25 protein-coding genes and 1 pseudogene are annotated in these 26,236 nt (G+C 58.5%); 17 read left to right on the top strand and 9 right to left on the bottom strand.

Annotation, left to right across the window (positions count from 1 at the left end):
- Nucleotides 1-48 precede the first annotated feature (48 nt).
- From NTD82_RS24715 to NTD82_RS24700, 4 genes are read right to left on the bottom strand one after another with little or no spacing between them, the layout of a single operon-like run.
- Nucleotides 49-441: a hypothetical protein gene (locus NTD82_RS24715; protein ID WP_262130670.1), complete on the bottom strand. Its 393-nt coding sequence runs from the start codon at nucleotides 439-441 to the stop codon at nucleotides 49-51.
- Nucleotides 438-2,840, bottom strand: coding sequence for a hypothetical protein (locus tag NTD82_RS24710; RefSeq protein ID WP_262130669.1), 2,403 nt, complete (start codon nucleotides 2,838-2,840; stop codon nucleotides 438-440). Before NTD82_RS24710 ends, NTD82_RS24715 begins: the two co-directional genes overlap by 4 nt.
- Nucleotides 2,841-2,842: 2 nt before the next feature.
- On the bottom strand, nucleotides 2,843-4,444 hold the full coding sequence (locus NTD82_RS24705; protein WP_262130668.1) for a site-specific integrase: 1,602 nt from the start codon (nucleotides 4,442-4,444) through the stop codon (nucleotides 2,843-2,845).
- Complete coding sequence (locus NTD82_RS24700; protein ID WP_262130667.1) at nucleotides 4,437-5,630, bottom strand: tyrosine-type recombinase/integrase; 1,194 nt, start codon at nucleotides 5,628-5,630, stop codon at nucleotides 4,437-4,439. The genes NTD82_RS24705 and NTD82_RS24700 overlap by 8 nt, the downstream gene beginning before the upstream one ends.
- A gap of 43 nt (nucleotides 5,631-5,673) precedes the next feature.
- Between NTD82_RS24700 and NTD82_RS24695 the strand changes: the two are divergent.
- Nucleotides 5,674-5,850: pseudogene (locus NTD82_RS24695) on the top strand (JAB domain-containing protein); the annotation flags it as partial.
- Here NTD82_RS24695 and NTD82_RS24690 read toward each other — a convergent pair.
- On the bottom strand, nucleotides 5,834-7,423 hold the full coding sequence (locus NTD82_RS24690) for an ABC transporter substrate-binding protein (protein WP_095158969.1): 1,590 nt from the start codon (nucleotides 7,421-7,423) through the stop codon (nucleotides 5,834-5,836). The pseudogene NTD82_RS24695 and the gene NTD82_RS24690 sit on opposite strands and share 17 nt — an antisense overlap.
- Before the next feature lie 362 nt (nucleotides 7,424-7,785).
- Here NTD82_RS24690 and rpmB point away from each other — a divergent pair, with 362 nt between their 5' ends.
- Together rpmB and rpmG are read left to right on the top strand one after the other, a co-directional pair.
- Nucleotides 7,786-8,022 carry a 50S ribosomal protein L28 gene (gene rpmB, locus NTD82_RS24685; protein WP_095158970.1) on the top strand — a complete coding sequence of 79 codons (237 nt, stop codon included), beginning with the start codon at nucleotides 7,786-7,788 and terminating at the stop codon, nucleotides 8,020-8,022.
- Nucleotides 8,023-8,033: 11 nt separating this feature from the next.
- Nucleotides 8,034-8,189: a 50S ribosomal protein L33 gene (gene rpmG, locus NTD82_RS24680; protein WP_021702025.1), complete on the top strand. Its 156-nt coding sequence runs from the start codon at nucleotides 8,034-8,036 to the stop codon at nucleotides 8,187-8,189.
- Nucleotides 8,190-8,294: 105 nt separating this feature from the next.
- On the opposite strand, the gene NTD82_RS24675 is transcribed toward rpmG, so the two are convergent.
- Nucleotides 8,295-8,498: an I78 family peptidase inhibitor gene (locus NTD82_RS24675; protein ID WP_262130666.1), complete on the bottom strand. Its 204-nt coding sequence runs from the start codon at nucleotides 8,496-8,498 to the stop codon at nucleotides 8,295-8,297.
- Nucleotides 8,499-8,579: 81 nt separating this feature from the next.
- Nucleotides 8,580-8,939: a cupin domain-containing protein gene (locus NTD82_RS24670; RefSeq protein WP_095158972.1), complete on the bottom strand. Its 360-nt coding sequence runs from the start codon at nucleotides 8,937-8,939 to the stop codon at nucleotides 8,580-8,582.
- A 198-nt stretch (nucleotides 8,940-9,137) separates the two neighbouring features.
- Here NTD82_RS24670 and NTD82_RS24665 point away from each other — a divergent pair, with 198 nt between their 5' ends.
- From NTD82_RS24665 to NTD82_RS24605, 13 genes are all read left to right on the top strand, one after another.
- Nucleotides 9,138-10,631: an aldehyde dehydrogenase gene (locus NTD82_RS24665; RefSeq protein WP_262130665.1), complete on the top strand. Its 1,494-nt coding sequence runs from the start codon at nucleotides 9,138-9,140 to the stop codon at nucleotides 10,629-10,631.
- A gap of 116 nt (nucleotides 10,632-10,747) precedes the next feature.
- Nucleotides 10,748-11,893, top strand: coding sequence for an MFS transporter (locus tag NTD82_RS24660; RefSeq protein ID WP_262130664.1), 1,146 nt, complete (start codon nucleotides 10,748-10,750; stop codon nucleotides 11,891-11,893).
- A gap of 227 nt (nucleotides 11,894-12,120) precedes the next feature.
- The gene (locus NTD82_RS24655) at nucleotides 12,121-14,190 is read left to right on the top strand and encodes a type VI secretion system Vgr family protein (RefSeq protein WP_262130663.1); all 2,070 of its coding nucleotides are present in this window, start codon (nucleotides 12,121-12,123) and stop codon (nucleotides 14,188-14,190) included.
- Nucleotides 14,187-15,131 carry a hypothetical protein gene (locus NTD82_RS24650; protein ID WP_262130662.1) on the top strand — a complete coding sequence of 315 codons (945 nt, stop codon included), beginning with the start codon at nucleotides 14,187-14,189 and terminating at the stop codon, nucleotides 15,129-15,131. The genes NTD82_RS24655 and NTD82_RS24650 overlap by 4 nt, the downstream gene beginning before the upstream one ends.
- Nucleotides 15,128-18,316: a T6SS effector BTH_I2691 family protein gene (locus tag NTD82_RS24645; protein WP_262130661.1), complete on the top strand. Its 3,189-nt coding sequence runs from the start codon at nucleotides 15,128-15,130 to the stop codon at nucleotides 18,314-18,316. Before NTD82_RS24650 ends, NTD82_RS24645 begins: the two co-directional genes overlap by 4 nt.
- Nucleotides 18,313-19,077, top strand: a complete 765-nt coding sequence (locus NTD82_RS24640) for a DUF6708 domain-containing protein (RefSeq protein WP_262130660.1) — start codon at nucleotides 18,313-18,315, stop codon at nucleotides 19,075-19,077. Before NTD82_RS24645 ends, NTD82_RS24640 begins: the two co-directional genes overlap by 4 nt.
- Nucleotides 19,074-19,220, top strand: coding sequence for a hypothetical protein (locus tag NTD82_RS24635; RefSeq protein ID WP_262130659.1), 147 nt, complete (start codon nucleotides 19,074-19,076; stop codon nucleotides 19,218-19,220). Before NTD82_RS24640 ends, NTD82_RS24635 begins: the two co-directional genes overlap by 4 nt.
- Before the next feature lie 5 nt (nucleotides 19,221-19,225).
- Nucleotides 19,226-19,990 carry a DUF6708 domain-containing protein gene (locus NTD82_RS24630; RefSeq protein WP_262130657.1) on the top strand — a complete coding sequence of 255 codons (765 nt, stop codon included), beginning with the start codon at nucleotides 19,226-19,228 and terminating at the stop codon, nucleotides 19,988-19,990.
- Nucleotides 19,987-20,142 carry a hypothetical protein gene (locus tag NTD82_RS24625; protein WP_262130656.1) on the top strand — a complete coding sequence of 52 codons (156 nt, stop codon included), beginning with the start codon at nucleotides 19,987-19,989 and terminating at the stop codon, nucleotides 20,140-20,142. The genes NTD82_RS24630 and NTD82_RS24625 overlap by 4 nt, the downstream gene beginning before the upstream one ends.
- A gap of 44 nt (nucleotides 20,143-20,186) precedes the next feature.
- A complete protein-coding gene (locus NTD82_RS24620; RefSeq protein WP_262130655.1) occupies nucleotides 20,187-20,903 on the top strand; it encodes a DUF6708 domain-containing protein in 717 nt (238 codons plus the stop codon).
- Nucleotides 20,900-21,046 (top strand): hypothetical protein, encoded by a 147-nt coding sequence (locus NTD82_RS24615; protein ID WP_262130654.1) that lies wholly within the window; start codon nucleotides 20,900-20,902, stop codon nucleotides 21,044-21,046. Before NTD82_RS24620 ends, NTD82_RS24615 begins: the two co-directional genes overlap by 4 nt.
- A gap of 5 nt (nucleotides 21,047-21,051) precedes the next feature.
- On the top strand, nucleotides 21,052-21,816 hold the full coding sequence (locus NTD82_RS24610) for a DUF6708 domain-containing protein (protein WP_262130653.1): 765 nt from the start codon (nucleotides 21,052-21,054) through the stop codon (nucleotides 21,814-21,816).
- A gap of 148 nt (nucleotides 21,817-21,964) precedes the next feature.
- Nucleotides 21,965-22,732, top strand: a complete 768-nt coding sequence (locus tag NTD82_RS24605; RefSeq protein ID WP_262130652.1) for a DUF6708 domain-containing protein — start codon at nucleotides 21,965-21,967, stop codon at nucleotides 22,730-22,732.
- Between the two features lie 48 nt (nucleotides 22,733-22,780).
- Here the strand turns inward: NTD82_RS24605 and NTD82_RS24600 are convergent, their stop codons facing one another.
- Nucleotides 22,781-24,334, bottom strand: coding sequence for a phospholipase D family protein (locus NTD82_RS24600; protein ID WP_262130651.1), 1,554 nt, complete (start codon nucleotides 24,332-24,334; stop codon nucleotides 22,781-22,783).
- A 58-nt stretch (nucleotides 24,335-24,392) separates the two neighbouring features.
- The gene (locus tag NTD82_RS24595; protein WP_262130650.1) at nucleotides 24,393-25,823 is read right to left on the bottom strand and encodes a PLP-dependent aminotransferase family protein; all 1,431 of its coding nucleotides are present in this window, start codon (nucleotides 25,821-25,823) and stop codon (nucleotides 24,393-24,395) included.
- A 178-nt stretch (nucleotides 25,824-26,001) separates the two neighbouring features.
- On the opposite strand from NTD82_RS24595, the gene NTD82_RS24590 reads away from it, so the two are divergent.
- A complete protein-coding gene (locus NTD82_RS24590) occupies nucleotides 26,002-26,232 on the top strand; it encodes a DUF1127 domain-containing protein (RefSeq protein ID WP_095158981.1) in 231 nt (76 codons plus the stop codon).
- Nucleotides 26,233-26,236: the final 4 nt, after the last annotated feature.

The raw sequence follows: 26,236 nt of genomic DNA, 5'->3' as shown, positions 1-26,236 counted from the left end.
GATGCAACAGCACCCGTAAAAACGACGATTGCACTTGGCGTTGTTTATTCAAAGAATTTTTCCTGCAGAAGTGGGGGGTTTATCAGTCGTGACATCTTCAAAATACCGTCTCGGGTCAATCGCGTTCTCTGTCATTAGTTGAGCGGCTTTGACGATCGTTTGTATCAACTGATTATTTTCCGTTCGCGCTTTTTCCAACTGTGCCTCGAGGGCAAAAATTCTGGCATTACTATTCTTCCGCCTGGAATTTTTTGCATCCTTCAAATGGGTCTGGGTGACCGCATATAATGACCGGATCTCCTCATCTCGCCATAGTGTTTGCCTACTTACAGCGACCTGCTGGGCAAGGCCAGTCTGCGTGAGTGGTCCTTGAATCCGTCCGTCTTTATACTGAGCGAGGATAGCAAATGCTTGCTCTTTCCATTTTTTCTCTTGTTTCATAACGGGGCCTTCTTAATTTTTAAGTAAACTTCTAAGGCAGCCTTGCAACTAGCAATCATGTCAGTAACAAACAAAACGTGTTGGTCAAATGCTTGAGTGTTGTCGAGTTCGGATCTGATGTTAGATGTGATATCGGCTACGTTGTTAAAGATTACCTTAAAGATTCTCTCGTATTCACTTAATAAGCTATCGATTGCGGCTTTTGCTTCTAAATCATCAGGATTAAGGTGGAATGATTTACATCCGGCGTCTGTACCAAAGCCTCTAATGCACATCAAGCCTTTGTCGCAAGGGCTTACATAAAGCTCACGTGAACATCCGCCCCAGGGCGTCAAATTCAGAATGCTTAGTTTCTCTATGATCATTTCTTCGATTAGGTCGTCAGCTATTGACTCTTCCCGCCATCGGATGACCAGTTTTCCCAAGAAGTCTGCTGGAGGATCATCGGTTAGGTATAAAGACCTCACGTATTCTGCCCGCTCCTTTGCGGTACGATAGTCGTATTGCCGACTCTGGCGCGGGGTGCGCCCCATCCAGAGGTCCACAGCTGTTTCAGAGGGGCCGGCGCGAAGAATTGCCGTGGTAACCCAGCGACGAATTTGGTGAGGGGAGATTGAAAATATCTCTCCGTCTTGGCGCCTCAAATCAAGCCTCTGAAAAACTGTACTCTTTGCAGAGTTTGCACTGAGATAGTTGTAGAGGTCGGCTCTGAAGAGTGGTCGCGGAATTATGCCTTGCTCAGATACCGAGTTAAATTGGTTTTCCCAAACAACAATCAGATTGTCACTAAGTTTGCTAGGGTAACCTTTGCTTGTGTACTTCGCATGGTAAGGTGCGTCTTCGCCATCGTCGGGCATTGTAAATTGCTCTTCGAAATGGCGCTGCAAGTGAAATCTGTATTTTTTTTCTAAAGCGCGCTTGAATAGTCGAATATCGATGACCAAGGATGGAACTCCGGCTCCGACTCCTCTTTTTGAAAGCATGACCTCTCTAATGCGCTTCCACTCTCTCTTGATGTCGAGTAGTTGAGTGTCTGAAGGTTTATTACCAGCTTTGAAGAGCCCACGTTGGACCATCCCTTTAAGGAAAATGCGGAGCTGGTCAATAAACCATTTGCTTTTGCTTATAGAAGCTTTCGAGGAATTTGTGTGTATTCCTATATCAAGAACTGAAACGCTGTAACAATTTTTCTTGAACTCGTTAAGATAGTTAGACCAGTCCCACTTAAGTATTCGCTCATCTATCCAAACCGAAAATCGTGCAGCCGTTACTCTGGGGAGTTCAACACTGCAGTTGTAAAATCGTCCTCCTCTACAAAGCTCCTTCTTGGATATAGGAAAGCACTCGGATATTTCTTCCAATAAATAATGTTGCTCCACAGGTAGGCCAAGCGATGAGATTTGATCCAAGGTGCCGGGGTCGAGAGGGTGAATGTTTCGGTGGATAGCTAAAGCTTTTTCTATAAAGGAAAAACCATTTGATTCAATATCAAGTGCGCGATCCCTAGCGCCCTGGCAGCATTCCAGCAAATATTCATAGGCTTCTTTGATCGGGGCGCTCCACAAGTCTGCAACTGGTACGGCGCTGGGTATGAGGTTTTTTTCAACAGGTACCCGGACAAATGTTGTATGAGTGTCACAGTCTTGGATAAGGCAGTTCGCTGGTAGATTTGCTATTTCACCAACCCTCAAACCAAGAGCCATGCCGAAGCATAACGATTCTAGGCGAATCCTATCAAACCCCTGATTTGGCTCAAGATTTGGAGAATTTTTGATGATCCACCTTGCTTGTGCGATCCCCTTGTGTAAGTCAGAAACGTAAAGGTTTTCTTCTCTTTTTTTAAAATCTTCTGATGTAAGTTCTAATGCGCTGTGAATGGGATTTGGAATCCCAGGTTCCCACTTGATGAACCGGTCTAGAAATCTGAGTTGAACTCCGTTGATCGTGATTTTTAGCTGGTTAAGAAAATTTAGAAACGCTTTGAGTGCATTCGATCTATTATAAGTGGTAGCTTTCGAAAAGTTTTTTTTGAAGGAATCTACGGTACTGTCAAAGACTTTCCGCGTTATGTTGCTCCATTCAACGTTCTGGCTATCCATTATAGAGGATAAGTGTCTGATCGATGCCATTCGCCCGATAATCAGAGTCGCTGAAGGCTGCATAAGTATCTCTTTAACTATAAAGCAGCGAGCGAGCTTGCCAATCACATTTGGAAGAGATGGTTGATCTTGGAACCATCTGTGGAGAGGGTCGAGTGAAGTGAAGGGGATGTTTTTTGAGTTATACTGCCATGCCTTTCCCTCGAACTCCCCTGACACTAATCCGCATGACTTAAGATCATTGAATTGTTTCTCTGCAAGGTCGTAACGGTTTTCCAGAACTACCATAGATACGCTCAATTCTATAGCTCCTTCACGGCGATTATCACTGACTTGGCGCCATGAATTGCTGCTTCGACCTGCTGAGCCATAGCGCCAGTAGAATTACTTCCGAGCATCTGTTGGAATCTGGTAATGTCAGCCAGAGCTGCTTCATGATTCGCATGACGGCTAGGTCGGAACTTTGAGCATGCATAGCACGTCACCGTAGGATGGAAAGGGCATGGCTCATTGGAGCTGCATGACCCTATTCCGCTTATCGCTGTTAGTATAGATCTGTCAGTTACTTCTTCCGAGAATTTTCCAGACCAAATTTGCACCGCGGCATTGATCTCCGGGCTTGCCATGTGAGTTGTATTTATGAATTCTTGGAGTTCAAGATTGTAGCGAAAATAGTGCTTGATCGATCCAAGGTTTGAATGGTCTAGCGCCTCCGCTACCTCTTCAGGGGATGCTCCGGACAGCACCATTGAAGTAGCTTTGGTTCGGCGCAGCCTGTACGCCGAGACCCGCATGAGGGGCGCAGTTTCTTGTGAGGGGCGGTGAGGGTCTAACAACCGAAGCGCCCACGTGAGCGATTTGAATTCGTAACTTATACGGCTGTTATCAAGGTGAAAAATGAATGGCGTAAGTTTGGGGTTGGTTAGAAATCGTAAGAAACGGCTTTCCGTTTTGTAGGTTGAGGGGAACAATGGGGTAGCTAAAGCGGGAGTGTTTATGCCATGTTTGGCACATAACGCATTAATGCTTTCGGATGCGGCATTGCATTTGTTCTCAGCTAAGGCGCACTGAAGCCTTACAGCCTCTGCAGTATCGTCGGAGATATAGCGCTTTACTAAATTGCTCGGATGCCTCCTCAGCCTTGAGCGACGAATACCTTTCACGCTTGGCACTCTGACAAATGGGCCATTTTCATCAATTCCGAAATCGGTAACTTGCATTAGAGCTAGCTGTATAGGGCGTATGCCCCAATCGCGGCAAAGAAGAAAAAGTGTGCGCTGAGTATGAGTCACGAACTGATTGCTGGAGAGATGCATCTCGATGTGCGTGAGTTGTACCCTAGTGAATGGGCCCAAGTCGTCGTCTCGCATTGTAACCAAGTGTCTGTTGTCAAATGCCTTTATTGAAAGTTGAGACAGTTCAAGGTGGTCGTGCTCGTTGAAGCCCGAGACGTCTTCATCCAAACACCATCGATAAAATACTCGAAGCGCTACTAATTCATCGTTACGGTTTAACGATTTTAGGCGAATGCATTCACGTAAAGCATATGAAGATATTTCATACCCAATTGTCTCTGCGTCACCTTCAGCGAATTTATGCGCGGCCAGAAGCCGCTGGGTAAGAATCAGTGGTCTAAGGTCGATGTGGGTTTGTATTCGATCTATGAACCATCCCCTGAGTAGCCATTCAACTAACAAATTGGTGTGTAGAGAGCCGCCCCATGCTATATTCATCGGAGCGCATCCGATCTTCTCTATCGTTAACTTATCAAGCCACTTAGTTTCGTTACGAATTGTTATGGCTTGACCAAATGTTGATTTAACCACGAGAGGGAAGGCGTCAGCCTCAATGCCGAATAGATCTTCAATTTCGGTAATCAACCCAGTCGGCGAGAAGCTAGCCATCGTTACTCTCCCACGAGTTTTTGTCGTCGGACTTTCTGATGATTTCCCCTAGGCGATCAGATATTGCTTGCCGAGAGTAAAGTTCAACGCTTTCGCTGCTTGTACTCCATCCTCCAAGGTACGCCAAGGAGTCCTTGACATTTATGCTCATGGCACCGCTATTTTCCATTTTTTTACGGGCTACATTTGCACCTGTCGCTCGCAATCCATGCGGATGAATTCGTGTATTGAAATTTGGCGCTCCGAGGCTGGCTGCGGTGACTCGAAGAATTGTATTTACGGTTCGTGCAGACAGCCGCCGTCCATCGCGGGAGCTCACGAAGAGTGCAGTACAGGGCCTTTTCGGTCTGATAAGCTTAAGCCGATGTTCAGAAATATATTCCTTCAGGAGCGCTGCTAGCGATTTGGTTATGGGGACGATTCGTCCTCGTGTCTTAAGGCTTGCACCGTCTTTTCTTCGCTCTCTGTTGATATCGCTGGGACGCTTTATACGGATTGTAGGGGAGGGTCCAAGATCAATATCATCAATCTCTATTAGAACTAGCTCTCCACGCCTGGCAAGCGTTTCAATCATCACCATGACCAAGCATTGATTACGGGTCTGTATTTGTGCGCTCTTGAACGGATTTCTAAAGCTATTCGGAATTAGTACGCGTCGAAGTAACGCTTGTGCCTCGGAATCTAGCGGAGTAGCAGGCAGCGGCGGTTCTGATTGTTGCGAGATTTTAGTAACTTTTTTTTGTAGGTTTCTGAGATTTTTGGCTTTGTTTTTTTCCGCTTGATACTGCTCAAGTAGGCTTAGTCGATTGAGTTCTGCGTAATGCTCAAAGGAGAAATCTATGAATGATTTAATCGCTTCGAACCGTCGTGCGCATGTCGATTGGCTCGCTCCCGCGCCTCGTTTGGTGGAGCAGAGGGATTCGGCTAGCGATGTCAGCTCCGTTGAACTGAAGACCATCAAACGCTCAAGTTTTCCCTCTAGGGGGGAGCCTCGGCTGAGAGCCCACTCATACGCAATACCAACGTCACGTAGGTAGTTCTCGACAGTATTGGGACGTGATTTGTGAAGCAAATCCTCTGCCCAGAGGTTTGCAAGGATCACTGGAATGCCCTCCACCAGGAGGTACGGCCGGAGGCCTGAGGCAGTCCGGATAATTCGAATTTCGCAGATAGGGACGTCTGGCATCAGTAGCTCCAGCTCTGCAACGTTTCTGAACATATAACATAAATGCCACAACCACCCCTCCGGAAATCCCGAGCCGAGTCAGGCCGACATTCGCCTGACCCAGCGGCTGAGGGACGCGCTCGAGATGATCGATGTGCGCGTGCTCGACCACTTCATCATCGGCGACGGCGAACCGCTGTCGATGCGCGAGCACGGCTGCTTCTTCAGCGATCCACCTTGACCCCGGAAAAGTCCTGACGACCGAACGGGCTGACCTTGTAGCCTTCCACGCCGCTACGCATCAGCACCGCGGCGGTGGGGTGCGCCAGCGGCAGCCACAGCGCCTGTTGCTGGATCTGCGCCTGGGCCTGCTGGTAAAGCCGGCTGCGCACGCTCTGGTCGCTGGTGGTCTTGCCGGCACTGATCAACTGATCCAGGCGCGGGTCGCAATAGCGGGCGAAGTTGGTCCCGGACGTGACTGCCGCACAGGAGAATTGCGGGCTGAGGAAGTTGTCCGGGTCGCCGTTGTCACCGGCCCAGCCCATGAACAGCAAATCATGTTCGCCGGCCTTGGCCCGACGAATCAGCTCGCCCCACTCGATCACGCGGATTTCGGCCTTGATACCGATCTTCGCCAGGTCCGCCTGCAGCAATTGCGCGCCCAGGCTCGGGTTGGGGTTGAGCAGGCTGCCCGACGGGCGGGTCCAGATGGTGGTGCTGAAGCCGTCGGGCAGGCCGGCTTTCTTCAACAGCTCCTGGGCTTTGGCGAGGTCGGTCGGGTAGCCGGGCAGCGTTTTATCGTAGCTCCAGGTATTGGGCGGGAAGGGCCCGTTGGCGGCCACGGCGGTGCCTTCGAACACGGCCTTGAGGTAGCTGTCCTTGTCGAAGGCGAGGTTGATTGCCTGGCGTACTTCGGGCTTGTCCAGCGGCGGATGCTGGCTGTTGATGGCGACGAAGGCGGTCATGAAGGCTTCGGTTTTTTCGACCTTCAGGGTCGCATCGCCAGCCGCCGCGGCGATGTCCAGCGGCTTGGGCGAGAGGGCGATCTGGCATTCGTTGCGCCGCAATTTTTGCAGGCGCACGTTGGCGTCCGGGGTGATAGCGAAGATCAGCGGGTCGACGGTGGGCTTGCCGGCGAAATAGTCCGGGTTGGCCTTGTAGCGGATGCTGGCGTCTTTCTGGAAACGGGTGAAGACGAAGGGCCCGGTGCCGATCGGCTGGCTGTTGAGCTTCTCCGGGGTACCGGCCTTGAGCAGCTGATCGGCGTATTCGGCCGGGTAGATCGAGGCGAAGCCCATGCTCAGGGTGGCGAGGAAGGTCGCGTCCGGGTGGCTCAGGGTGAAGCGCACGCTCAGCGGGTCCGGCGCCTCGACCTGCTTGATCAGGTCAGGCAGCTGCAGGGACTGGGCGTGAGGAAAACCACTCTGGGCGATCTTGTGCCACGAGTGCGCGGGGTAGAGCATGCGCTGGAAGCTGAACAGCACGTCGTCGGCGTTCAGGCTGCGGCTGGGCTTGAAGTACGCGGTGGTGTGGAATTTCACTTCCGGGCGCAGCTTGAACTCGTAGACCAGGCCATCGGGGGAGACGGTCCAGCTTTCGGCCAGGCTCGGTACGACCTTGCCGGCGGCCGCATCGAACTCCACCAGGCGGTTCATCAGCACGTCGGCGGAGGCGTTGGTGGTGGTCAGCGCGTTGTACTGGACCACATCGAATCCTTCCGGACTGGCCTCGGTGCACACGCTGAGGGCGGCGGCCTGTGCCGCGGCGGGGCCGAGCAGGGCGGCGAACAACAGGGGTAGAACGGCGGGACGCATAGGAATTCCTCAGGCTGAACGATGGCCCATCTGCCTGTGCAGTTTGGAAAAGTCCTACCCTAGTGCGCTGGATTACAAACGCCAACTGATTTTTCAGCAGTTTCGCGACGAGCGGTTGTCTGCCCCGCAGGCCTTGTACCTTGCAGGACGGGCCCGGGAGCGGGGAGGGCAATTCACATCTTGTGTTGTTGTGCTCTGGTGTTTCTGGTATAAAGCAGCGCTCTTTTCTAGGGGCCCGGTGTGTAGCATCCTCGGGTGTAGCCGGTAAGACCCCGAAGAATCACGGCGCCTGGCGCCAAAGACTGAGAGATTAAGCGGCCAACCCATGCCGGGTTGGGCATGTGGTTTTAGAGGGCTGAGGCATGTCGAGAGTCTGTCAAGTTACTGGTAAGGGTCCAGTAACCGGGAACAATATTTCCCACGCAAACAACAAAACCCGTCGTCGTTTCCTGCCGAACCTGCAGCATCATCGCTTCTGGGTCGAGTCCGAGAAGCGTTTCGTGCGTCTGCGCGTTTCCGCCAAGGGCATGCGTATCATCGACAAGCGCGGCATTGACGTCGTTCTGGTCGAAATTCGCCGTAACGGCATCAAGGTTTAAGGGAGAAAGTCATGCGTGAATTGATCCGTTTGGTGTCGAGCGCTGGTACTGGCCACTTCTACACCACCGACAAGAACAAACGCACTACTCCGGACAAGATCGAGATCAAGAAATACGATCCGGTCGTCCGTAAGCACGTGACGTACAAGGAAGCCAAGATCAAGTAATTGGTCTGGTTTTCAGAAAAAGCCCGTATCCCCGGATACGGGCTTTTTTTATGGTCAGCAAAAAAACGCCCGGCGCAGTGCCGGGCGTTTTTCATTTCAGGGCGCTCAACCGAAATTGAAACCTTCGATCAGGCCGTTGCCACCGGTGAGGATATGGATACGGCCGAGATCGTAGTCCAGGGTGGTCGCTTCTCCCGGGGCAACGATGCGAGTGCGGCCGGTCAGTTCGCCGATCTGTGCCTTGGTGCTCTTGGCGTAGGCGGTGCCGATCAGATCGTTGAGCACTACCAGAACTTCTTCATTGGTCATGACGCGTCTTCCTTGTAGGGTCGATGTCCGGGTGGACCGCGTCATGCTCCTCTCGCCTCAGGTGTGCCCGGCGGTAGTTATCTATTTCTGCTCGAACATCACGTAGATCTTGCGGCACGGCTCGAGCACTTCCCAGGTGCCTTTGAAGCCGGCGGGAATCACGAAGCGATCACCGGCCCGCAGCGTCTTGGCCTGGCCCTGTTCGTCGCGCAGGACCGAGACGCCATAAACGATTTCGCAGTATTCGTGTTCGGTGTAGTTGACGGTCCATTGCCCCTCCGCACCTTCCCACACGCCAGCAGCAAATTGGCCACACGGGCTGGCGTAATGGTTGTAGACCGCCTGCTCGGGGTCGCCCTTGAGCACCTTTTCGGCGGCGGGGCGGTAGCGTTCGACTTCGGTCAGGGCGTGGGAAAAATCGACAATCTGCTGGATATTCATGAAGCGGCTCGCCTTATTGTTAAATAAATTGAACATCACTAAGCATTTATCGGCAAAGTGTCAAATATATTGATAATTCGTGTGTCAGTAGTTTAGGGTGTCGAATGCTGTAGAGCGATGACCGCTCCAGCAGAATTTTCTGACAGCGTCGCCGACCTCACGTGCCGCGCTGCATCTCTACAACAGGAGGAGTTTGGTATGACCACCCTGACGCGTGCGGACTGGGAACAACGTGCCCAGCAACTGAAGATCGAAGGCCGTGCTTTCATCAATGGTGAATACACCGCCGCTGTCTCGAACGCGACGTTCGAGTGCTCCAGCCCGGTCGACGGACGCCTCCTGGCGCACATCGCCAGCTGCGATGAAGCCGATGCCCAGCGCGCCGTGGAAAACGCCCGCGCCACCTTCAACTCCGGTGCCTGGTCGCGCATGGCGCCGGCCAAGCGCAAGGCCACCCTGATCCGCTTCGCCAACCTGCTCAAGCAGAACGTGGAAGAGCTGGCGCTGCTGGAAACCCTGGACATGGGCAAGCCGATCGGCGATTCGTCGACCATCGACATCCCGGCCGCCGCCAACGCGCTGGCCTGGAACGGCGAAGCCATCGACAAGGTCTACGACGAAGTCGCGCCGACCGCGCATGACCAGCTTGGCCTGGTGACCCGTGAGCCCGTGGGCGTTGTCGCCGCCATCGTGCCGTGGAACTTCCCGCTACTGATGGCCTGCTGGAAACTCGGCCCGGCCCTGGCCACCGGTAACTCGGTGATCCTCAAGCCGTCCGAAAAATCCCCGCTGACTGCCATCCGCATCGCCCAACTGGCGGTAGATGCCGGTATCCCGGCTGGCGTGCTGAACGTGCTGCCAGGCTTCGGTCACACCGTCGGCAAGGCCCTGGCCCTGCACATGGACGTCGATACCCTGGTGTTCACCGGTTCGACCAAGATCGCCAAGCAACTGATGATTTACGCTGGCGAATCGAACATGAAGCGCGTCTGGATGGAAGCCGGCGGCAAGAGCCCGAACATCGTCTTCGCTGACGCCCCGGACCTGAAAGCTGCTGCTGAAGCTGCCGCCAGCGCCATCGCATTCAACCAGGGCGAAGTCTGCACCGCCGGCTCGCGCCTGCTGGTGGAGCGTTCGATCAAGGACCAGTTCCTGCCGATGGTGCTGGAAGCGCTGAAGGCCTGGAAACCGGGCAACCCACTGGACCCGGCGACTACCGTCGGCGCGCTGGTGGACACCCAGCAGATGAACACCGTGCTCGGCTACATCGAATCGGCCCACGCCGACGGCGCCAAGCTGGTGGCGGGCGGCAAGCGCATCCTTGAAGAAACCGGCGGCACTTATGTCGAGCCGACCATCTTCGATGGCGTGAACAACGCCATGCGTATCGCCAAGGAAGAGATCTTCGGCCCAGTGCTGTCGGTCATCACCTTCGACACCGTCGAGGAAGCCATCGCCATCGCCAACGACACCCAGTACGGCCTGGCCGCCGGTGTGTGGACCGCGAACATCACCAAGGCCCACCAGACCGCCAAGGCGCTGCGCGCCGGCAGCGTCTGGGTCAACCAGTACGACGGTGGCGACATGACCGCGCCGTTCGGTGGCTTCAAGCAGTCGGGCAACGGCCGCGACAAGTCGCTGCACGCGCTGGAAAAGTACACCGAGCTGAAAGCCACCTGGATCAAGCTGTAACAGCACAGGCGCGGCCTTGAGCCGCGCCCGTCCGATCCGGTCGCACAGCCGGGCCTGCCGCAAAGCAGGCCCGGCTGTGTCGTCTGTGCCGTCTGAAAATCTACGAGGAGGGTGAAATGCGTTGGGGGACTTACTTCGCCGTGTTGGCGGCGGTGCTCAGCGTCGGCCTGGCGCTGGGCGTCAGCATGCCGCTGGTGTCCTTGCGCCTGGAAAGCTGGGGCTACGGCAGCTTCGCCATCGGCGTGATGGCGGCGATGCCGGCCATTGGTGTGCTGCTGGGTGCCAGCCTGTCCAGCCGGTTGGCGGCCTACTTCGGCACGCCGGGGCTGATGCGCTTGTGTCTGTGGGCCGGCGCGCTGTCGATCGGTGCGCTGGGGCTGTTGCCCAGCTATCCGGTGTGGCTGGTGCTGCGCCTGCTGATCGGCGTGGTGCTGACCATCGTGTTCATTCTCGGCGAAAGCTGGATCAACCAGTTGGTGGTGGAGCAATGGCGCGGGCGGCTGGTGGCGCTGTACGGCAGCAGTTATGCCTTGAGTCAGCTCGCCGGGCCGCTGTTGCTCGGCGTGGTCGGTTCGGAGAATGACCTCGGCTTCTGGATCGGCGTCGGCTTGCTGTTGGTGTCGCCGCTGTTGCTGTTCGGACGCAGTGGCGCGCCGAGTACCGAGGCCGGTGCGGTGACGTTCCGCGACCTGTTCGGCTTCTGCCACAACCTGCCGGTGATCGCCTGGGCCATTGCTCTGTTCGCCGCGTTTGAGGCGATGATTCTGACGCTGTTGCCGGTGTACTGCCTACAACAGGGTTTCACCGCCGAGGTCGCGCTGTTCATGGTCAGCATCGTGGTGGTGGGCGACGCCGTGCTGCAACTGCCGATCGGCGCGCTGGCCGACCGCATCTCCCGGCGCACCTTGTTCAGTGGCTGCGCGTTGACCCTGGCGTTGTCCAGCATCGCCATTCCGCTGCTGTTGCAGACGCCGCTGATCTGGCCGGTTTGGGTGTTGTTCGGCGCCAGCGCCGGCGGCTTGTTCACCCTGTCGCTGATCCTGATCGGCGAGCGCTTCCGCGACGATGCGCTGGTGCGCGCCAACGCCCATGTGGCGCAGCTCTGGGGCATTGGTTGCCTGATCGGGCCGCTGGCCGCGGGGGCGGGCAGCCAGTGGGTCAGCGGTCATGCGTTGCCGTGGTTCATGGCGATTGGTGCGTTGGGTCTGGTGCTGTTGTCGCGTCGGCCCAATGCGTTCGAGCCGGCAGCCATCCCCGACTGACCCGCAACACAGCTCGCGCCTCCAAAGCGCAGCCATTTCATCCATTTAACAGGGAATTTTCCTATATACCCGCCGCTGACCAGCATTCAGGATCCTCGCGGAATTTCTTCCTCAAGGATCCCATGCCCAGCGGCCACCACCTGTGTGGTCCTGCTCATGGTGGAACCTGTCCACATGTGATCCGGCGCTGAATCTGGCGTTGGGCGCGTAGTTACAGGGAGCACTGCATGCCCGCCCAATCCGACCTGCGCTTCACCTTTACTGCCGGTCCCGACGACTTCGAGGTCGTCGAATTCCACCTCACCGAAGGTCTTTCCGAGACCTTCCGCCTCGACATAGACCTGAGCTGCGCCAACCCCGCCGTCGACTTCGGCCAGGTCCTCGACCGTCCGGCGCTGCTCACCCTCTGGCAAGGCGGCCAGCCCGTGCGCTATGTGCACGGATCGGTCAGCTCGTTCCAGCAAGGCGCGACAGGCTTTCGCCGCACCCGCTACCGCGCTGTCGTCGAGCCGCGCCTGGCCCGCCTGCGACTGGCCTCGGACTGGCGCATTTTCCAGACCCTCACCGTACCCGACATCGCCACCGCGATGCTGAAGAAACACGCCCTCGCTCTGGACTACGAACAACGCATCACCAACGCCCATGAAACGCGGGAATACTGCGTGCAGGCCGGCGACACCGACTACCACTTCGTCGAACGCATCATGCGCGAGGAAGGCTTTTTCTACGGTTTCCTGCACAGCGCCGAAGGCCACCGCCTGGTCCATTGCGACCGCCTGTGGATCTTCGGCAAGCAGCCCGGCCCGCCGGTCGAATACAACCCCAAACCCGGCGGCGATCGTCCGGGTCCGGCGCTGCACAACTTTACCTACACCGAAAACGTGCGCAGCGCCCGCCAGACCCAGCGCGACTACAGCTTCAAGAACCCGCTGTACAACCAGCAAACCCGGCGCGAAGCCACCGACCTGGCGCACCAGGCCAGGAGCTACGAGCGTTACGACTATCCCGGCCGCTACAAGGGCGAAGTGGGCGAGGCCTTCACCCGTGATCGCCTGCGCGGACTGCGCGGCGAGGCCTGTCAGGTCATCACCGAAGGTGACGACGCGCGGCTGGTGCCGGGCATCTATTTCGACCTCGTCGGCCACCCGCGCGAAGACCTGAATCGCGGCTGGCGCCCGATACGCCTGGAGCACCGCGGCAAGCAATACGTCAGCCAGGGCGAGGACAGCGCCGACGCTGCCCAGGGCACCCACTACAACTGCGTCGCCACTCTGGTGCCAGACGATGCCGAATGGCGCGCCGAGGCGTTGCCCAAACCACGTATTGACGGCCCGCAGCCGGCGAAAGTAGTTGGCCCGCCCGGAGAGGAAATCTACTGCGACGAATTCGGCCGGGTGAAGGTGCAGTTCCCGTGGGACCGCGAGGGTAACGAGGACGAACACAGCTCCTGCTGGATCCGCGTCTCGCAGAACATCGCCGGCGCGCTTTGGGGCCATATGGCGATTCCGCGTATTGGCCAGGAAGTGATCGTCAGCAACTTCGACGGTGACCCGGACCAACCGGTTATCACCGGCCGAGGCTTCAATGCCCTGCAGCGGCCGCCCTACGAACTGCCGAAGCACAAAACGCGGATGACCCTGAAGAGCCAGACCCACAAGGGAAATGGCTTCAACGAGCTGCGTTTCGAGGATGAGGCCGGGCAGGAAGAGGTATTCATCCATGCGCAGAAGGACCAGAACAATGTGGTCAGGAATGACGAGACCACCTTCGTCGGCCATGACCGCAGCGAGCAGGTCGAGAACGACGAAACCCTGACCATCGGCCACGACCGCAAGGACACCGTGGGCAATCACGAGCAGGTGGTCATCGGCGTGAACCGGCGGCATCAGATCGGCCAGGACGACGAGTTGAGCATTGGTCGCCATCACACCATCACCACGGCCCAGGACCGTACCGAACAGGTCGGCAATGACCGCCTGGACAAGACCGCGGCCAATCAGCGGGTGGAGATTGGCGGGCATCTGGACCAGCAGGTGCAAGGGGATGTCACGTTGAAGGCCGGCCAGAGCATTACGCAGCACACCAAGGTGTATGAAATCCACGCTGCCGACGCGTTTGTCATCAAGGGCCCCGGCGGCACGCTGCGTATCGATGGCGCGGGTATCACGCTGGATGGCATCGCGATCACGCTCAAGGGGCCGGCGACCAAGACAGGCGGAGGGGGCGGTAACAGCCTGACGCTGGCAAGCGAGGTCGCGCAAACACGGGGCACGCAGTGCGAGGAGCAAAGCTCATGACAGGCGAAACCGTCATGGGGGTTGTCGAGCAGCACCGTGCACCGGACGACCATGTCTATCTGCTGGTGAGCGGGCTGGCCGAATGCGCCTTCGATCATCCGCTCAGCGTGCCGTCCCTGATCCAGTCGCTGGGCGACGCTGCCGTTACACGCGTGCTGCGGCCGGACCTGGCCCATGCTCCGGATCGATGCCCCGCGCTGATTCAACTGGCGATGCCGGGCGAGGCGGTGCCAGAACTCTATCTGACGCTCAGTGCCGACTATGCCGCACGGGATCTTGCCTACAACGAGCGATATATCTGTGGCTGGTTGTTCAGCCCGCAGCCGCTTGATGTCATCGCCACCCACATCGCGGCCCGATGCAGTACCGCCTCCGCCAAGGACGGGAAAATCTCGCCCTGGTTCGAGCCGCTGAGGCTGGAGCTGTTGTTTGCCACGATGCGCACGCAGGCAGGTCAATTGCTGGGCCCGGTCCGGTTATGGCTTCTTCCGCTCAGTTGGGAGGGCTATACCATCGTGCGTGGCACCAGCAGTTCTGGCGCTCCCGGGCTTCCCCAGGATGCCAGGGAAAGCCAGCAACTGGCGCCTGTGATCAACCGGTTCCTGGCCGTTTGGCGCCAGGCCCTGCGACAACCTCCTCGCTTCGCCCCGTGGCGCTGGACGGGCTCTTCCGGCCTGCCGACCTATGCCGCCGCGCACGCTTTCCAGCTGATTCGTGATGCCCACAGGCTTGGGCTTCGCAACAGTCGCGACCTGATCGCCCTCAGCCTGTACCGCGTGCTCATGCACCCCCATCTGCCGCAGCACCCGGATATCAAGCACCTCATCGCCCAGGCGAGCGCCGGCAAGCTTGATTTGCAAAGTCATTTTTCAAGCAGCTACAGCGAAGCCCATTGGAGACGCATCGTTGCCGATTTGCCCCGCGCGAAGGACTACTCATGAATTCCGATAACCGTTTTGATTTCGGCCTCTGCATCGACATTGCCTGCAACGAAGCCAACCCGCTGGACCCTGGCATCTGTCGGGTCTGCCAGCGCAGCGGCCTGCCGATCCTGCCCCTGCGCGCTGCCTATGCTCCGGAGCCCTGGTACACCCAGGCGCTGCCGCTGAACCGCGGTTCTGAGGTCAAGGCCGTGCGCATGCGGCTGGAGCAGCCGCGCATTCTGCGCCAGGGCTTTCTCTACGTGATGCTCGACGGCAGGGAGTGGCAGGCCTACAAGATCACGCCCGAAGGCATGTTGCGCCAGTTCCCGCCGTACCAGATGCCCCGCGAAGAGCCTCGGCCCCTGCCCGAGTCCTGCATCACGGCGGACCATGATATTCCGGGGTCCTTCCTCAATATCGACACCAACAAGTACTCCACTGCCTGGCTCGCCATTGCCAACGATCCCTGGCCCGAGAGTGTGCTGAATGGCTACCTGCGCGGCGGCGTGGTCGATGGGATGGCGCTGGAGGACCGCTTCTACAAGCTTGACCTCAAGACCGCCCGCAACGACCCCGCCAGCGTCGGGATCGCCATGACCGAAGCCGACCTGCAGATGCATCAGGTGCTCGAATACGCCCAGCCCATGGCGGGTGATTTTCACAGCGTGCACGGTTTCTACCCACGCAACCACCGGCTGCGAGCCCTCGCCGGGCATGTACGCACGGTGACCCAGGAATACAAGTTGGCCAAGGGGGTGCTGGCCTTGGTCCTGCCCGACCCTGTCGGCGTGGTGCAGGAACTCAACGCCCAGCGCCTGTTCCGCTACCAGGCCATGCAGGAATGGTGCTCCGAATCGCAGCGGCGTTTCGAGCACTTCACCTCCCTGGCCCTGCTCGGCATCCGCCAGTTGAACGTCAGCAGGGCCGAGGCCAGGGCGATCAAGGAAGCCAGGGAGGCCGTTGAGGAGAACCTCGCCTATCACTCCCGGCCCCAGTTCTACATGGCGCCGCTGCCGGTTCTTGATCTGGAGAAGGAGAAAGCGCGCAGGACCGCCGAAGCAATGACCGATGCCCGCGAACGGCTCGACGAACGCTACGACGAAAAAGCCCGCCAGGACTTCGAGGACCGCTACAACAAGACACTGGCGGCCTGGCAAAGAATCGTCGACGACGTCGCCGAACCCTATGCGAGCCAGCACGGCGGTGCGGCGTTCCAGTTGGCGGCCCGTCACGACTACAGCATCACGAGCAGTGACTCGACCGAGGCCTTTATCCGCATGTTGGCAATGTGTCAGGCCGGCGGTCCCACCGAGCGCATTGCTGACGGAGTGTCAGGGGCCACCCAGAGCCTGTGGAAGCAACAACTGGAGAATCCAGGCAGCTTGCTTTACAGGGCCCTGCTGACCGAAGACAGGAAACCTTTGCAACAATTCGCCCACGACCTGGCCGGGGACGAGCAGACCCGGGTCTTCCATGGTGGCAAGACCTTGATTGGCGCCATGGAAGGCGACAAGGCCTTGGGCGTGTCGACGAAGGCCGCTGTCAGCCTACTGCTCGGGGCTGCCGCCACTGCCAGCAATGCCCTGGGGGAGCAGTTATCAGGGCAGGCCAGGGCGCTGTTGACGCATCTGCACCAGGAAGCCTGGTTGCACTACCACGGTGTCGAACTTACCCGGATCACCGTGTCCCTCAAGGTGGGCGAGTACCTGACGCTGCTCAACGAGGCGCTTTACGAAGGCACCGAGCGCTATATCGCGCAGCTCGACAAGCAATTTCGCAAACCGGCCGAGCGCAAGGTGCGCGCCATGCTGCTGAGCAACTACTTTGCACCGGCACTGGCCAGCAATCACGCCAAGCTGATCGATATCGTCGTATGGACGAAGGAAAACACCGAGGACCTCAAGGCCCGGCTGGAGAAGCTGCGGGTGGGTCTCGGCGATGGCGTTGACAATGCCCTGCGTAGCGTCAGCATCGATAGCTCCGCCCTGAAGGGCGGCATGCAGGACTTCGCCCGCCACCTGAGCGTCAATGCCGAGGCTGCCCGCCTGCTGGCCGGAGACGCCATGCGCAACATGCGCAACACCGTGACACTCGACGGGACCGGGGGCGTCAATCTGGGGCTTGCCCTGGGCAGCCTGTATTTCCAGCAGGATGCCCTGCGCAGAAGCTACGAGAACATGCTCAAGACGATAGGCGACGAGCATGACGAGGCGGTGGCTGCGGTCATGTCGGCGTCGGTTGGGGTGATGGGGGCGAGTGTCGAAATTGTCGGAGGAACTCTCCAGCTGTTGCGGCCTGATTTGGAGGTCTTGATTACCTCAGCTGGGCGGGTGCAGCCGGTTGGATTGGGATCGCGGATTCTGCAGTTCGGCGGGGCGATTGTGTCGGTGGCGAGTGTGATGGAGGGGTTGCAGTATGCGTTGGCGGCGGGGCGTGTAAGTAAGGTTGGTGATCAAGATGCAGCCACTGCCTATAGGATTGCTGCCGGAGCGGCGATTTTTTCAGCAGGCTTTGGTGCAGTGGGCTCCCTAGCCTTGGTAACAGCAGTACTTATTCCGCTTGGAGTCGCGGCATTACTAGGTTTGGCGGCGTATGGGCTTGCGGTGTGGGCGAAACAACTAGAATCTCTTCCCTTGGAGTTGTGGGCGCGACATTCGCTCTGGGGACTGCCGAAAGAACATCGTCGCTGGCAAGGCCCGCACGACATGGATACGGCAATCGGCGTCTTGAACGCGGCGCTGTTGGGCTTGATCGCAGACCTTGACGTGACCAACCGACTCCCGCGGCTTGGTGAAAAGATATCAGGGCGCGGCGGGTTCCTGGAGTTCAGGATGGTGCTGCCAGGGTACGACGCTGACACGTCGCGTTACGAATGGGCGCTGTGGGCGTACCGGGCACGTGAGGTACCAGGACAGATCATTGCAAGCGGGAGAACTGACAGGCCGAATTCTCCTTTTCCACCTCCGTCATCGTGGGAACGACCAGGCTACGAACCTGAAACGACGGCACCGATCATTCATCACGATGCTGAATCAAAAACGCTTGAGGTCAGTGGAGCTATTGCTTTCAGAGGCTTTCTTGACTTTCACGCCCTCGAGCTTGAGGTCTCTTATTGGCCTGACAAGAGTGACGAGTCGGGGGTGGCCCGGCTGATCGTGAGGGAGGACGAGATTCAAGGCACGCGGGGGCGAGGCTTCATATGAAACGTCCTGGCTTGGTTCCTCCTTGCTCGGGGTGGCAAGAGGATCTGCACTATCCTGACCACCCTCCGGTCGTGGTTCCGGCGCTCGGGTCCGACACGCCCAACTATCAGGATAATATTTATCTGGAATTACCGCGTTCGTCAGCTCTTGTCAGAGGATGGGTGATCTGGTTCGCACCACTATCGATAGCCTTTCTTGCCATGTTGTTGTGGGACTATCTGCCGGCTATGCAGGCAATTCGCTTTGAGTTGCATTTAATGGTTATCGCCACTTTGATAGTTGGAATCTGGTCTATCTGTATCTTCTGGAAATTCGATGTAGCACCTCCCCGCGATCAGCCCCTCCGCTTCAACCGAGCCCGCCAACGCCTCTACGCTTACAACTTCAACTACCGCTGGTGGAACCCCTTCGAACGCTGGCGGGTGGAGCCGGTGGCCTACGACTGGTCACAGGTCCGTGCCGAGCGCTGGCTGAAACGCGGTGCGACTTCGCACGGGGTCGTCATCAAGGGCGGCGTGGTGCTCTCCATAGTCAGGCCGGGCACCAATGAAGTCATTGACCGCTTTCCCCTCACCACCATGGGCGCCGACGCCCCCGCTTGGGCTTACATCTGCACCTACATGCAGCAAGGCCCCGACGCACTGCCGCCCCCAGGCGCGCCGAAAGACCACAACGATGTGGGATTAAACATCGCGTTGCTGCTGGCACCCAAGGTCAAGTGGCCTGCGGATATGGACCGGGAGTCGAGGACGGCGCCATGAGTGATGTGCCGATGGTGTTCGAGGTTCTCGATGCTCAAACTATTAAGCTCGAAGTGCCTTATTGGCCGTACAGAAACGATGAATCCGGCGCAGCCCGACTGATCGTGAAGGAAGATGAGATTTCTGGGGGGCCGAAGTGGTGAGTCGTATGAACAGACCACAACTCGTTCCTCCCTGCTCCGGGTGGCAACAAGATCTGCCTCATCCTGATGAAGTGCCGATCGTAATGCCGGCTCTTGGATTCGATACACCCAACCATCGGAATGATGTCTTTCTTGAGCTGCCGCGTGCGTCGGCACTTGTAAGGGGATGGTTTATTTGGCTCGCACCGTTTCAGGGATTTCTGACGGTCGACATATTGTGGAGCTTTTTTTTATCTGAACGCACATTCAAAGTCGAAGAGTGGTTCATGTTTCTCTCCAGTGTTTGCGTTGGAGTTTGGTCTTTCATGTTCTGCATAAAATTTGAATTGGCTCCACCTCGGGATTTACCATTACGCTTCAACCGCGCCCGCCAACGCCTCTACGCCTACAACTTCAACTACCGCTGGTGGAACCCGTTCGAACGCTGGCGGGTGGAGCCGGTGGCCTACGACTGGTCACAGGTCCGCGCCGAGCGCTGGCTGAAGCGCGGCGCGACTTCGCATGGGGTCGTCATCAAGGGCGGCGTGGTGCTCTCCATCGTCAGGCCGGGCACTAACGAGGTCATCGACCGCTTCCCCCTCACCACCATGGGCGCCGACGCCCACGCCTGGGCTTATATCTGCACCTACATGCAGCAAGGCCCCGACGCACTGCCGCCCTCAGGCCCGCCGAAAGACCACGACGATGTGGGCCTCAACATCGCGCTGCTGTTGGCGCCCAAGGTCAAGTGGCCCGCGGATATGGACCTGGAGTCGAGGACGGCGCCATGAGTGATGTGTCGATGGAGTTCGAGGTTCTCGATGCTCAAACTATCAAGCACGAAGTGTCTTATTGGCCCGACAAAAAAGATGAATCCGGCGTAGCCCAGCTGATCGTGAAGGAAGACAAGACTCAGGGAGCGCGGGGGCGGCGTTTCATATGAAAAGGCCTGGACTTGTTCCGCCTTGTTCGGGGTGGCAGGAGGACTTGCACCATCCTGACCACCCGCCGCTCGCAGTCCCGGCGCTCGGGTTCGACACGCCAAACTATCAGAGTGAAGTCTTCTTAGAGCTTCCACGTACATCGGCAACTCTAAGAGGTTTGCTTATTTGGCTCGCGCCGTTCCAAGGCATTCTCACCGGAGACCTATTGCTGAGCTATCTGACAACCGAACGTGTACTGAGAGCCGAGGATTGGATTGCATTCCTTTTTGGTGTTTCCGTCGGCCTTTGGTCATTTCTTTTTTGTATGAAAATTGAATTGGTCCCACCCAGGGATCAGCCCCTGCGCTTCAACCGCGCCCGCCAACGCCTCTACGCCTACAACTTCAACTACCGCTGGTGGAACCCGTTCGAACGCTGGCGAGTGGAACCGGTGGCCTACGACTGGTCACAGGTACGTGCCGAGCGCTGGCTGAAGCGCGGCGCGACTTCGCATGGAGTTGTCATCAAGGGCGGCGTGGTGCTCTCCATCGTCAAGCCGGGCACCAACGAGGTCATCGACCGCTTCCCCCTCACCACGATGGGCGCCGACGCCCACGCCTGGGCTTATATCTGCACCTACATGCAGCAAGGCCCCGACGCACTCCCCCCACCTGGCCTACCGAAAGACCACGACGATGTGGGTTTCAATATCGCGTTACTGCTGGCATCCAAGGTCAAGTGGCCCGTCGATATGGACCTGGAGTCGAGGACGGCGCCATGAGTGATATGTCGATGGAGTTCGAGGTTCTCGATGCTCAAACTATCAAGCTCGAAGTGCCTTATTGGCTGGACAGACACGATGAGTCCGGCGTAGCCCGGCTAATCGTGAAGGAAGATGAGATTTCTGGGGGAGCGAAGTGGTGAGTCGTATGAACAGACCGCAACTCGTTCCACCTTGCTCCGGATGGCAAGAAGATCTGCCTCATCCTGACGATGTGCCGATGGTAGTTCCGGCTCTTGGGTTCGATACGCCCAACCATCAGGATGATGTCTTTCTTGAACTGCCGCGTGGATTTGCGCTTATCAGAGGATTGATGGTTTGGTTCGCTCCTGTCCAAATCATCATGACTGGAGGGATGTTATGGCTTTTCTTGTCAGACTGGCGTGAGCTGAGTCCTGAAGAATGGATCATGTTTGTCTTCGGAGCTTTCGTCGGAGTTTGGTCATTCCTGCTCTGTGTTAAATTCGATGCAGTACCTCCCCGAGATCAACCTCTCCGCTTCAACCGCACCCGCCAACGCCTCTACGCCTACAACTTCAACTACCGCTGGTGGAACCCCTTCGAACGCTGGCGGGTCGAGCCGGTGGCCTACGACTGGTCGCAGGTACGGGCCGAACGCTGGCTGAAGCGCGGCGCGACTTCGCATGGGGTCGTCATCAAGGGCGGTGTGGTGCTCTCCATCGTCAGGCCGGTTACCAACGAGGTCATCGACCGCTTCCCCCTCACCACCATGGGCGCCGACGCCCACGCCTGGGCTTACATCTGCACCTACATGCAGCAAGGCCCCGACGCACTGCCACCCCCAGGCCCGCCGAAAGACCACAACGATGTGGGATTAAACATCGCGTTGCTGCTGGCACCCAAGGTCAAGTGGCCCGCCAAAATGGACCTGGAATCGAGAACAGCGCCATGATCGATAGGTCGATGGAACTCGAGGTTCTCGATACTCAAACTATCAAGTTCGAAGTGCCTTATTGGCCGGACAGACACGATGAGTCCGGCGTAGCCCGGCTAATCGTGAAGGAAGATGAGATTTCTGGGGGGCCGAAGTGGTGAGTCGTATGAACAGACCACAACTCGTTCCTCCCTGCTCCGGGTGGCAAGAAGATCTGCCTCATCCTGATGAAGTGCCGATCGTAATGCCGGCTCTTGGATTCGATACACCCAACCATCGGAATGATGTCTTTCTTGAGCTGCCGCGTGCGTCGGCACTTGTAAGGGGATGGTTTATTTGGCTCGCACCGTTTCAGGGATTTCTGACGGTCGACATATTGTGGAGCTTTTTTTTATCTGAACGCACATTCAAAGTCGAAGAGTGGTTCATGTTTCTCTCCAGTGTTTGCGTTGGAGTTTGGTCTTTCATGTTCTGCATAAAATTTGAATTGGCTCCACCTCGGGATTTACCATTACGCTTCAACCGCACCCGCCAACGCCTCTACGCCTACAACTTCAACTACCGCTGGTGGAACCCCTTCGAGCGCTGGCGGGTGCAGCCGGTAGCCTACGACTGGTCACAGGTCCGGGCCGAACGCTGGCTGAAGCGCGGCGCGACTGCGCATGGAGTCGTCATCAAGGGCGGCGTCGTGCTCTCCATCGTCAAGCCCGGTACCAATGAAGTCATCGACCGCTTCCCCCTGACTACCATGGGTGCCGACGAACACGCGTGGGCCTATATCTGCACCTACATGCAGCAAGGCCCCGACGCGCTACCGCCTCCCGACCCGCCGAAAGACCACAACGATGTGTCGTGGTGCAACATCGCCATGCTCCTGGCACCGAAGGTCAAATGGCCCGCCGATATGGACCTGGAATCAAGAACGGCACCATGACAACTGCAACGTCCTCCAGTCCTCACCAAGCCCGCGCCCAACCCCACCTCACAGCATCTTCTCCAACCCGACGGCCTTGGTGATCCAGGCATTGAAACGCCGCCACAGGCCGCCGGGTTCGGTGGTCAGCACGCGCCGCTGGCCGTTGTCCTCGGTGACCCACACCAGCTTCCCGTCCTGCAATTCCACCTGATACGCCACCGCTGGCGCCGTGCCCTGGATCGCCAGGTCGCGGGTGTATTGCGCCAGCTCCGGGCTGTCCACCAGCACCCCGACTTCGGTGTTCCATAGCACCGAGCGCGGGTCGAAATTGAATGAGCCAATGAACGTCTTCTGCCGGTCGAAGACGATCGCTTTGCTGTGCAGGCTCGAATCCGAGCCGCCACTGACGCTGTAGCGCGGCTGCCCAGGGTCACCGGGCTGGCGCCGCAATTCGAAGAGTTTCACGCCGTGTTCCAGCAACGCCTTGCGATAAGGCGCGTAGCCACCGTGCACGGCCGGTACGTCGGTGGCTTCCAGGGAGTTAGTCAGCAGGCTCACCGAGACGCCGGCGTCGGCGCGTCCGGTCAGGTACAGCAGGCCCGGTTCGCGGGGGACGAAGTACGCCGAGATGAGGATCAGTTCATGGCGCACGTTGTTGAGGTCCGGCGCCAGTTGCTGGCTCATCAGCAACTGCGGGTCCGGCTCGTCGTCGGCCAGCACTTTGCTCGGCGCATCCCACAGGGCCTGGCTATGAGCCCAGATCAGTTCGTTGCGCCAGATGTCGAGGCGCGGCTGGGTCTGGTAGGCCATCAGCCGGTCGTAGAGTTGTTTGTGCTGCAGCCGCGCCTCGGCCAGTGATTGTTCCAGGCGCTGGCGGCTGGCGCGCAGGTCGTCGGCGTCCGGCTGGCTGTAGAGGAAATCACCGATGGGCTGGCTCAGGGCGCTGTTCCAGTACTGGTCGAAGCTGTGCCCGAGTTGTTCGGCGACCGGGCCGACGCCCAGCAGGTCGATGTCGGTGAAGTTCAGGTTCGGCTCGGCGTCGAAATAGGCGTCGCCCAGGTTGCGCCCGCCGACGATGGCCATGCTGTTGTCCACCAGCCAGAGCTTGTTGTGCATCCGCCGGTGTTGGCGCGAGAGGTTGAACAGCCGGCCCATGGCGCGGGTGACGCCGGTGCTGCGGCCCAGTTGCAGCGGGTTGAAGACGCGGATCTGAATATTCGGATGGGCGGCCAGCACGCCCATCTCGGTGTCCTGGCCATCGCTGGTGGTGTCGTCGAGCAGGATGCGCACCCGCACCCCGCGGTCGGCGGCGGCCAGCAGTTCATGCACCAGTGCCCGGGTGCTGAGGCCGTCGTTGACGATGTAGTACTGCAGGTCGATGCTGCTTTGCGCGTTGCGGACCAGCTCGGCGCGGGCGCGGAAGGCTTCGTTGCTGTTGGGCAGCAGGCGAAAGCCGGAGCGCCCGTCATAGGCCGCGGCCTGACGTTGCACCGAGCGGCCGAAGGCCGATTCGTTGGCCGGCAGGGCCTGGCTGACATCGCGCGGGGCGCTGACGCTGGCACAGCCACTCAGGGCCAGCAGCAGGGTGAGCAGGAAGGGCAGCAGCCGATAACTGGTCAAATGAGGATTCCGTGGTCGCGGGGCAGTTGAACTGTAGACCGCGCGAAGCGGCGCAACGTTACCCGGCGATTACCTCCTCGGCCAGTAGACGAATGGCGGTTTCGCCGACGGTGCGCACTGCGGCCTCGATCGCCGGGCTCGGCCGGGCGGCGTAGTTCATGCGCAGGCAATTGCGGTACTTGCCCGAGGCGGAAAAGATGCTGCCCATGGCGATCTGTACGCCTTGGCCGAGCAGGGCGCGATTGAGGCGCAGGGTGTCGAAGTGTTCCGGCAATTCGACCCAGAGCAGGAAGCTGCCCTGTGGCCGGCTGACCCGGGTGCCTTGCGGGAAGTAGCGGGTAACCCAGTCGATCATCTGGTCGCGGCCGCGCTGGTATTGGCTGCGCATGCGCCGCAGGTGGGGCTGATAGTGGCCGGCCTCGATGAAGTCGGCGATCGCCAATTGCGGCTGGGGCGCGGTGCTGCCGGTGCTGATGTATTTCATGTGCAGCACCCGTTCGAAGTAGCGCCCCGGCGCGACCCAGCCGATGCGCAAACCGGGTGCGAGGGTCTTGGAGAAGGAACTGCACAGCAACACGCGTCCGTCATCGTCGAAGGACTTGATAGTCCGTGGTCGTGGGTAGGTGTAGGCCAGGTCGCCATACACATCGTCTTCGAGGATCGCCACGTCAAAGCGCTGGGCCAGGCTCAACAGCGCGCGTTTGCGGGCCTCGGGCATGATGTAGCCGAGCGGGTTGTTGCAGCTCGGCGTCACCTGAATCAGCTTGATCGGCCACTGTTCCAGCGCCAGTTCCAGGGCTTCGAGGCTGATGCCGGTGAGCGGGTCGGTGGGGATTTCCATGGCTTTCATGCCCAGGCCCTTGAGGGTCTGCATGGCGCCGTGGAAGCTCGGTGAATCCACCGCGACGATGTCCCCCGGTTCGCACACGGCGCGGATGCTCGCCGACAACGCTTCGTGGCAGCCGGTGGTGATCACCAGGTCGGCGGCGTTGACCGTGCAGCCGGAGTCGAGCATCAACCGCGCCACTTGTTCGCGCAGGGCCAGGTTGCCGCTGATGGTGTCGTAGTAGAGGCCCGGCATGTCCTGGCGGCGGCTGAGCTGGGCCAGGCTGCGCAGCAGCGGTTTCAGGGTCGGGCTGTCGACATCGGGCATGCCGCGGCCCAGTTGCACCACATCCTTGCGCGGCACGCTGCGCACCAGCTCCACCACGTGTTCCCACTGCGAGATATCCACAGGTCGCTGCGCCGGGCGACCTATCGCCGGCAGGGCCGGGAGGTTGCGGTGCTGCGGCACGAAGTAGCCGGACTTGGGTCGCGGTGCCACCAGGCCGTTGTCTTCCAGCAGTCGATAGGCCTGCTGCACGGTGCTCAGGCTGACCCCGTGTTCAAGGCTCAGGGCGCGTATCGACGGCAGGCGGTCACCCGGACGGTACAGGCCCTGTTCGATGCGGGCGCCCAGCAGTTCGGCGAGGTTGAGGTAGAGGGTCATGAGCGTACTCCAGACAGGCTTGTAGGACGCAACCAGTACAGATGTCGGAAAAATACAGCATTCAGAGCGAATTTGGCGAAATCTGTATGGAAATAATAGTCGCCGGTTGGATCTGTAATGCTTTTTCCCGCGCGCGCATCATTTCTTCACGGTTTCCCACCCTGAAAGGAGTGACGCGATGAACGGCCTGAGTGATGTGCGATTGAAGTTGTATGGCTGCGAACTGGAGCAAGGCCAGCGCAAATCACTGATCGACACGCCGACCGGCATGGGCCGCCTGGGCCTGATGCTGCATCGCTGGCGCACCCGCCGGGCGCTGCTCGAGCTGACGCCCGATCAGTTGAATGACATCGGTCTGAGCCGCGAGGCCGCCGAGGAAGAAGGGCTCAAGCCGTTCTGGCGCTCGTGATACG

Source organism: Pseudomonas sp. 5P_5.1_Bac1, from assembly GCF_025466015.1.
Classification (GTDB): Bacteria; Pseudomonadota; Gammaproteobacteria; order Pseudomonadales; family Pseudomonadaceae; genus Aquipseudomonas.
Note: the sequence above shows the minus strand (reverse complement) of the source record. Positions and strands in the feature narration are given on the sequence as shown.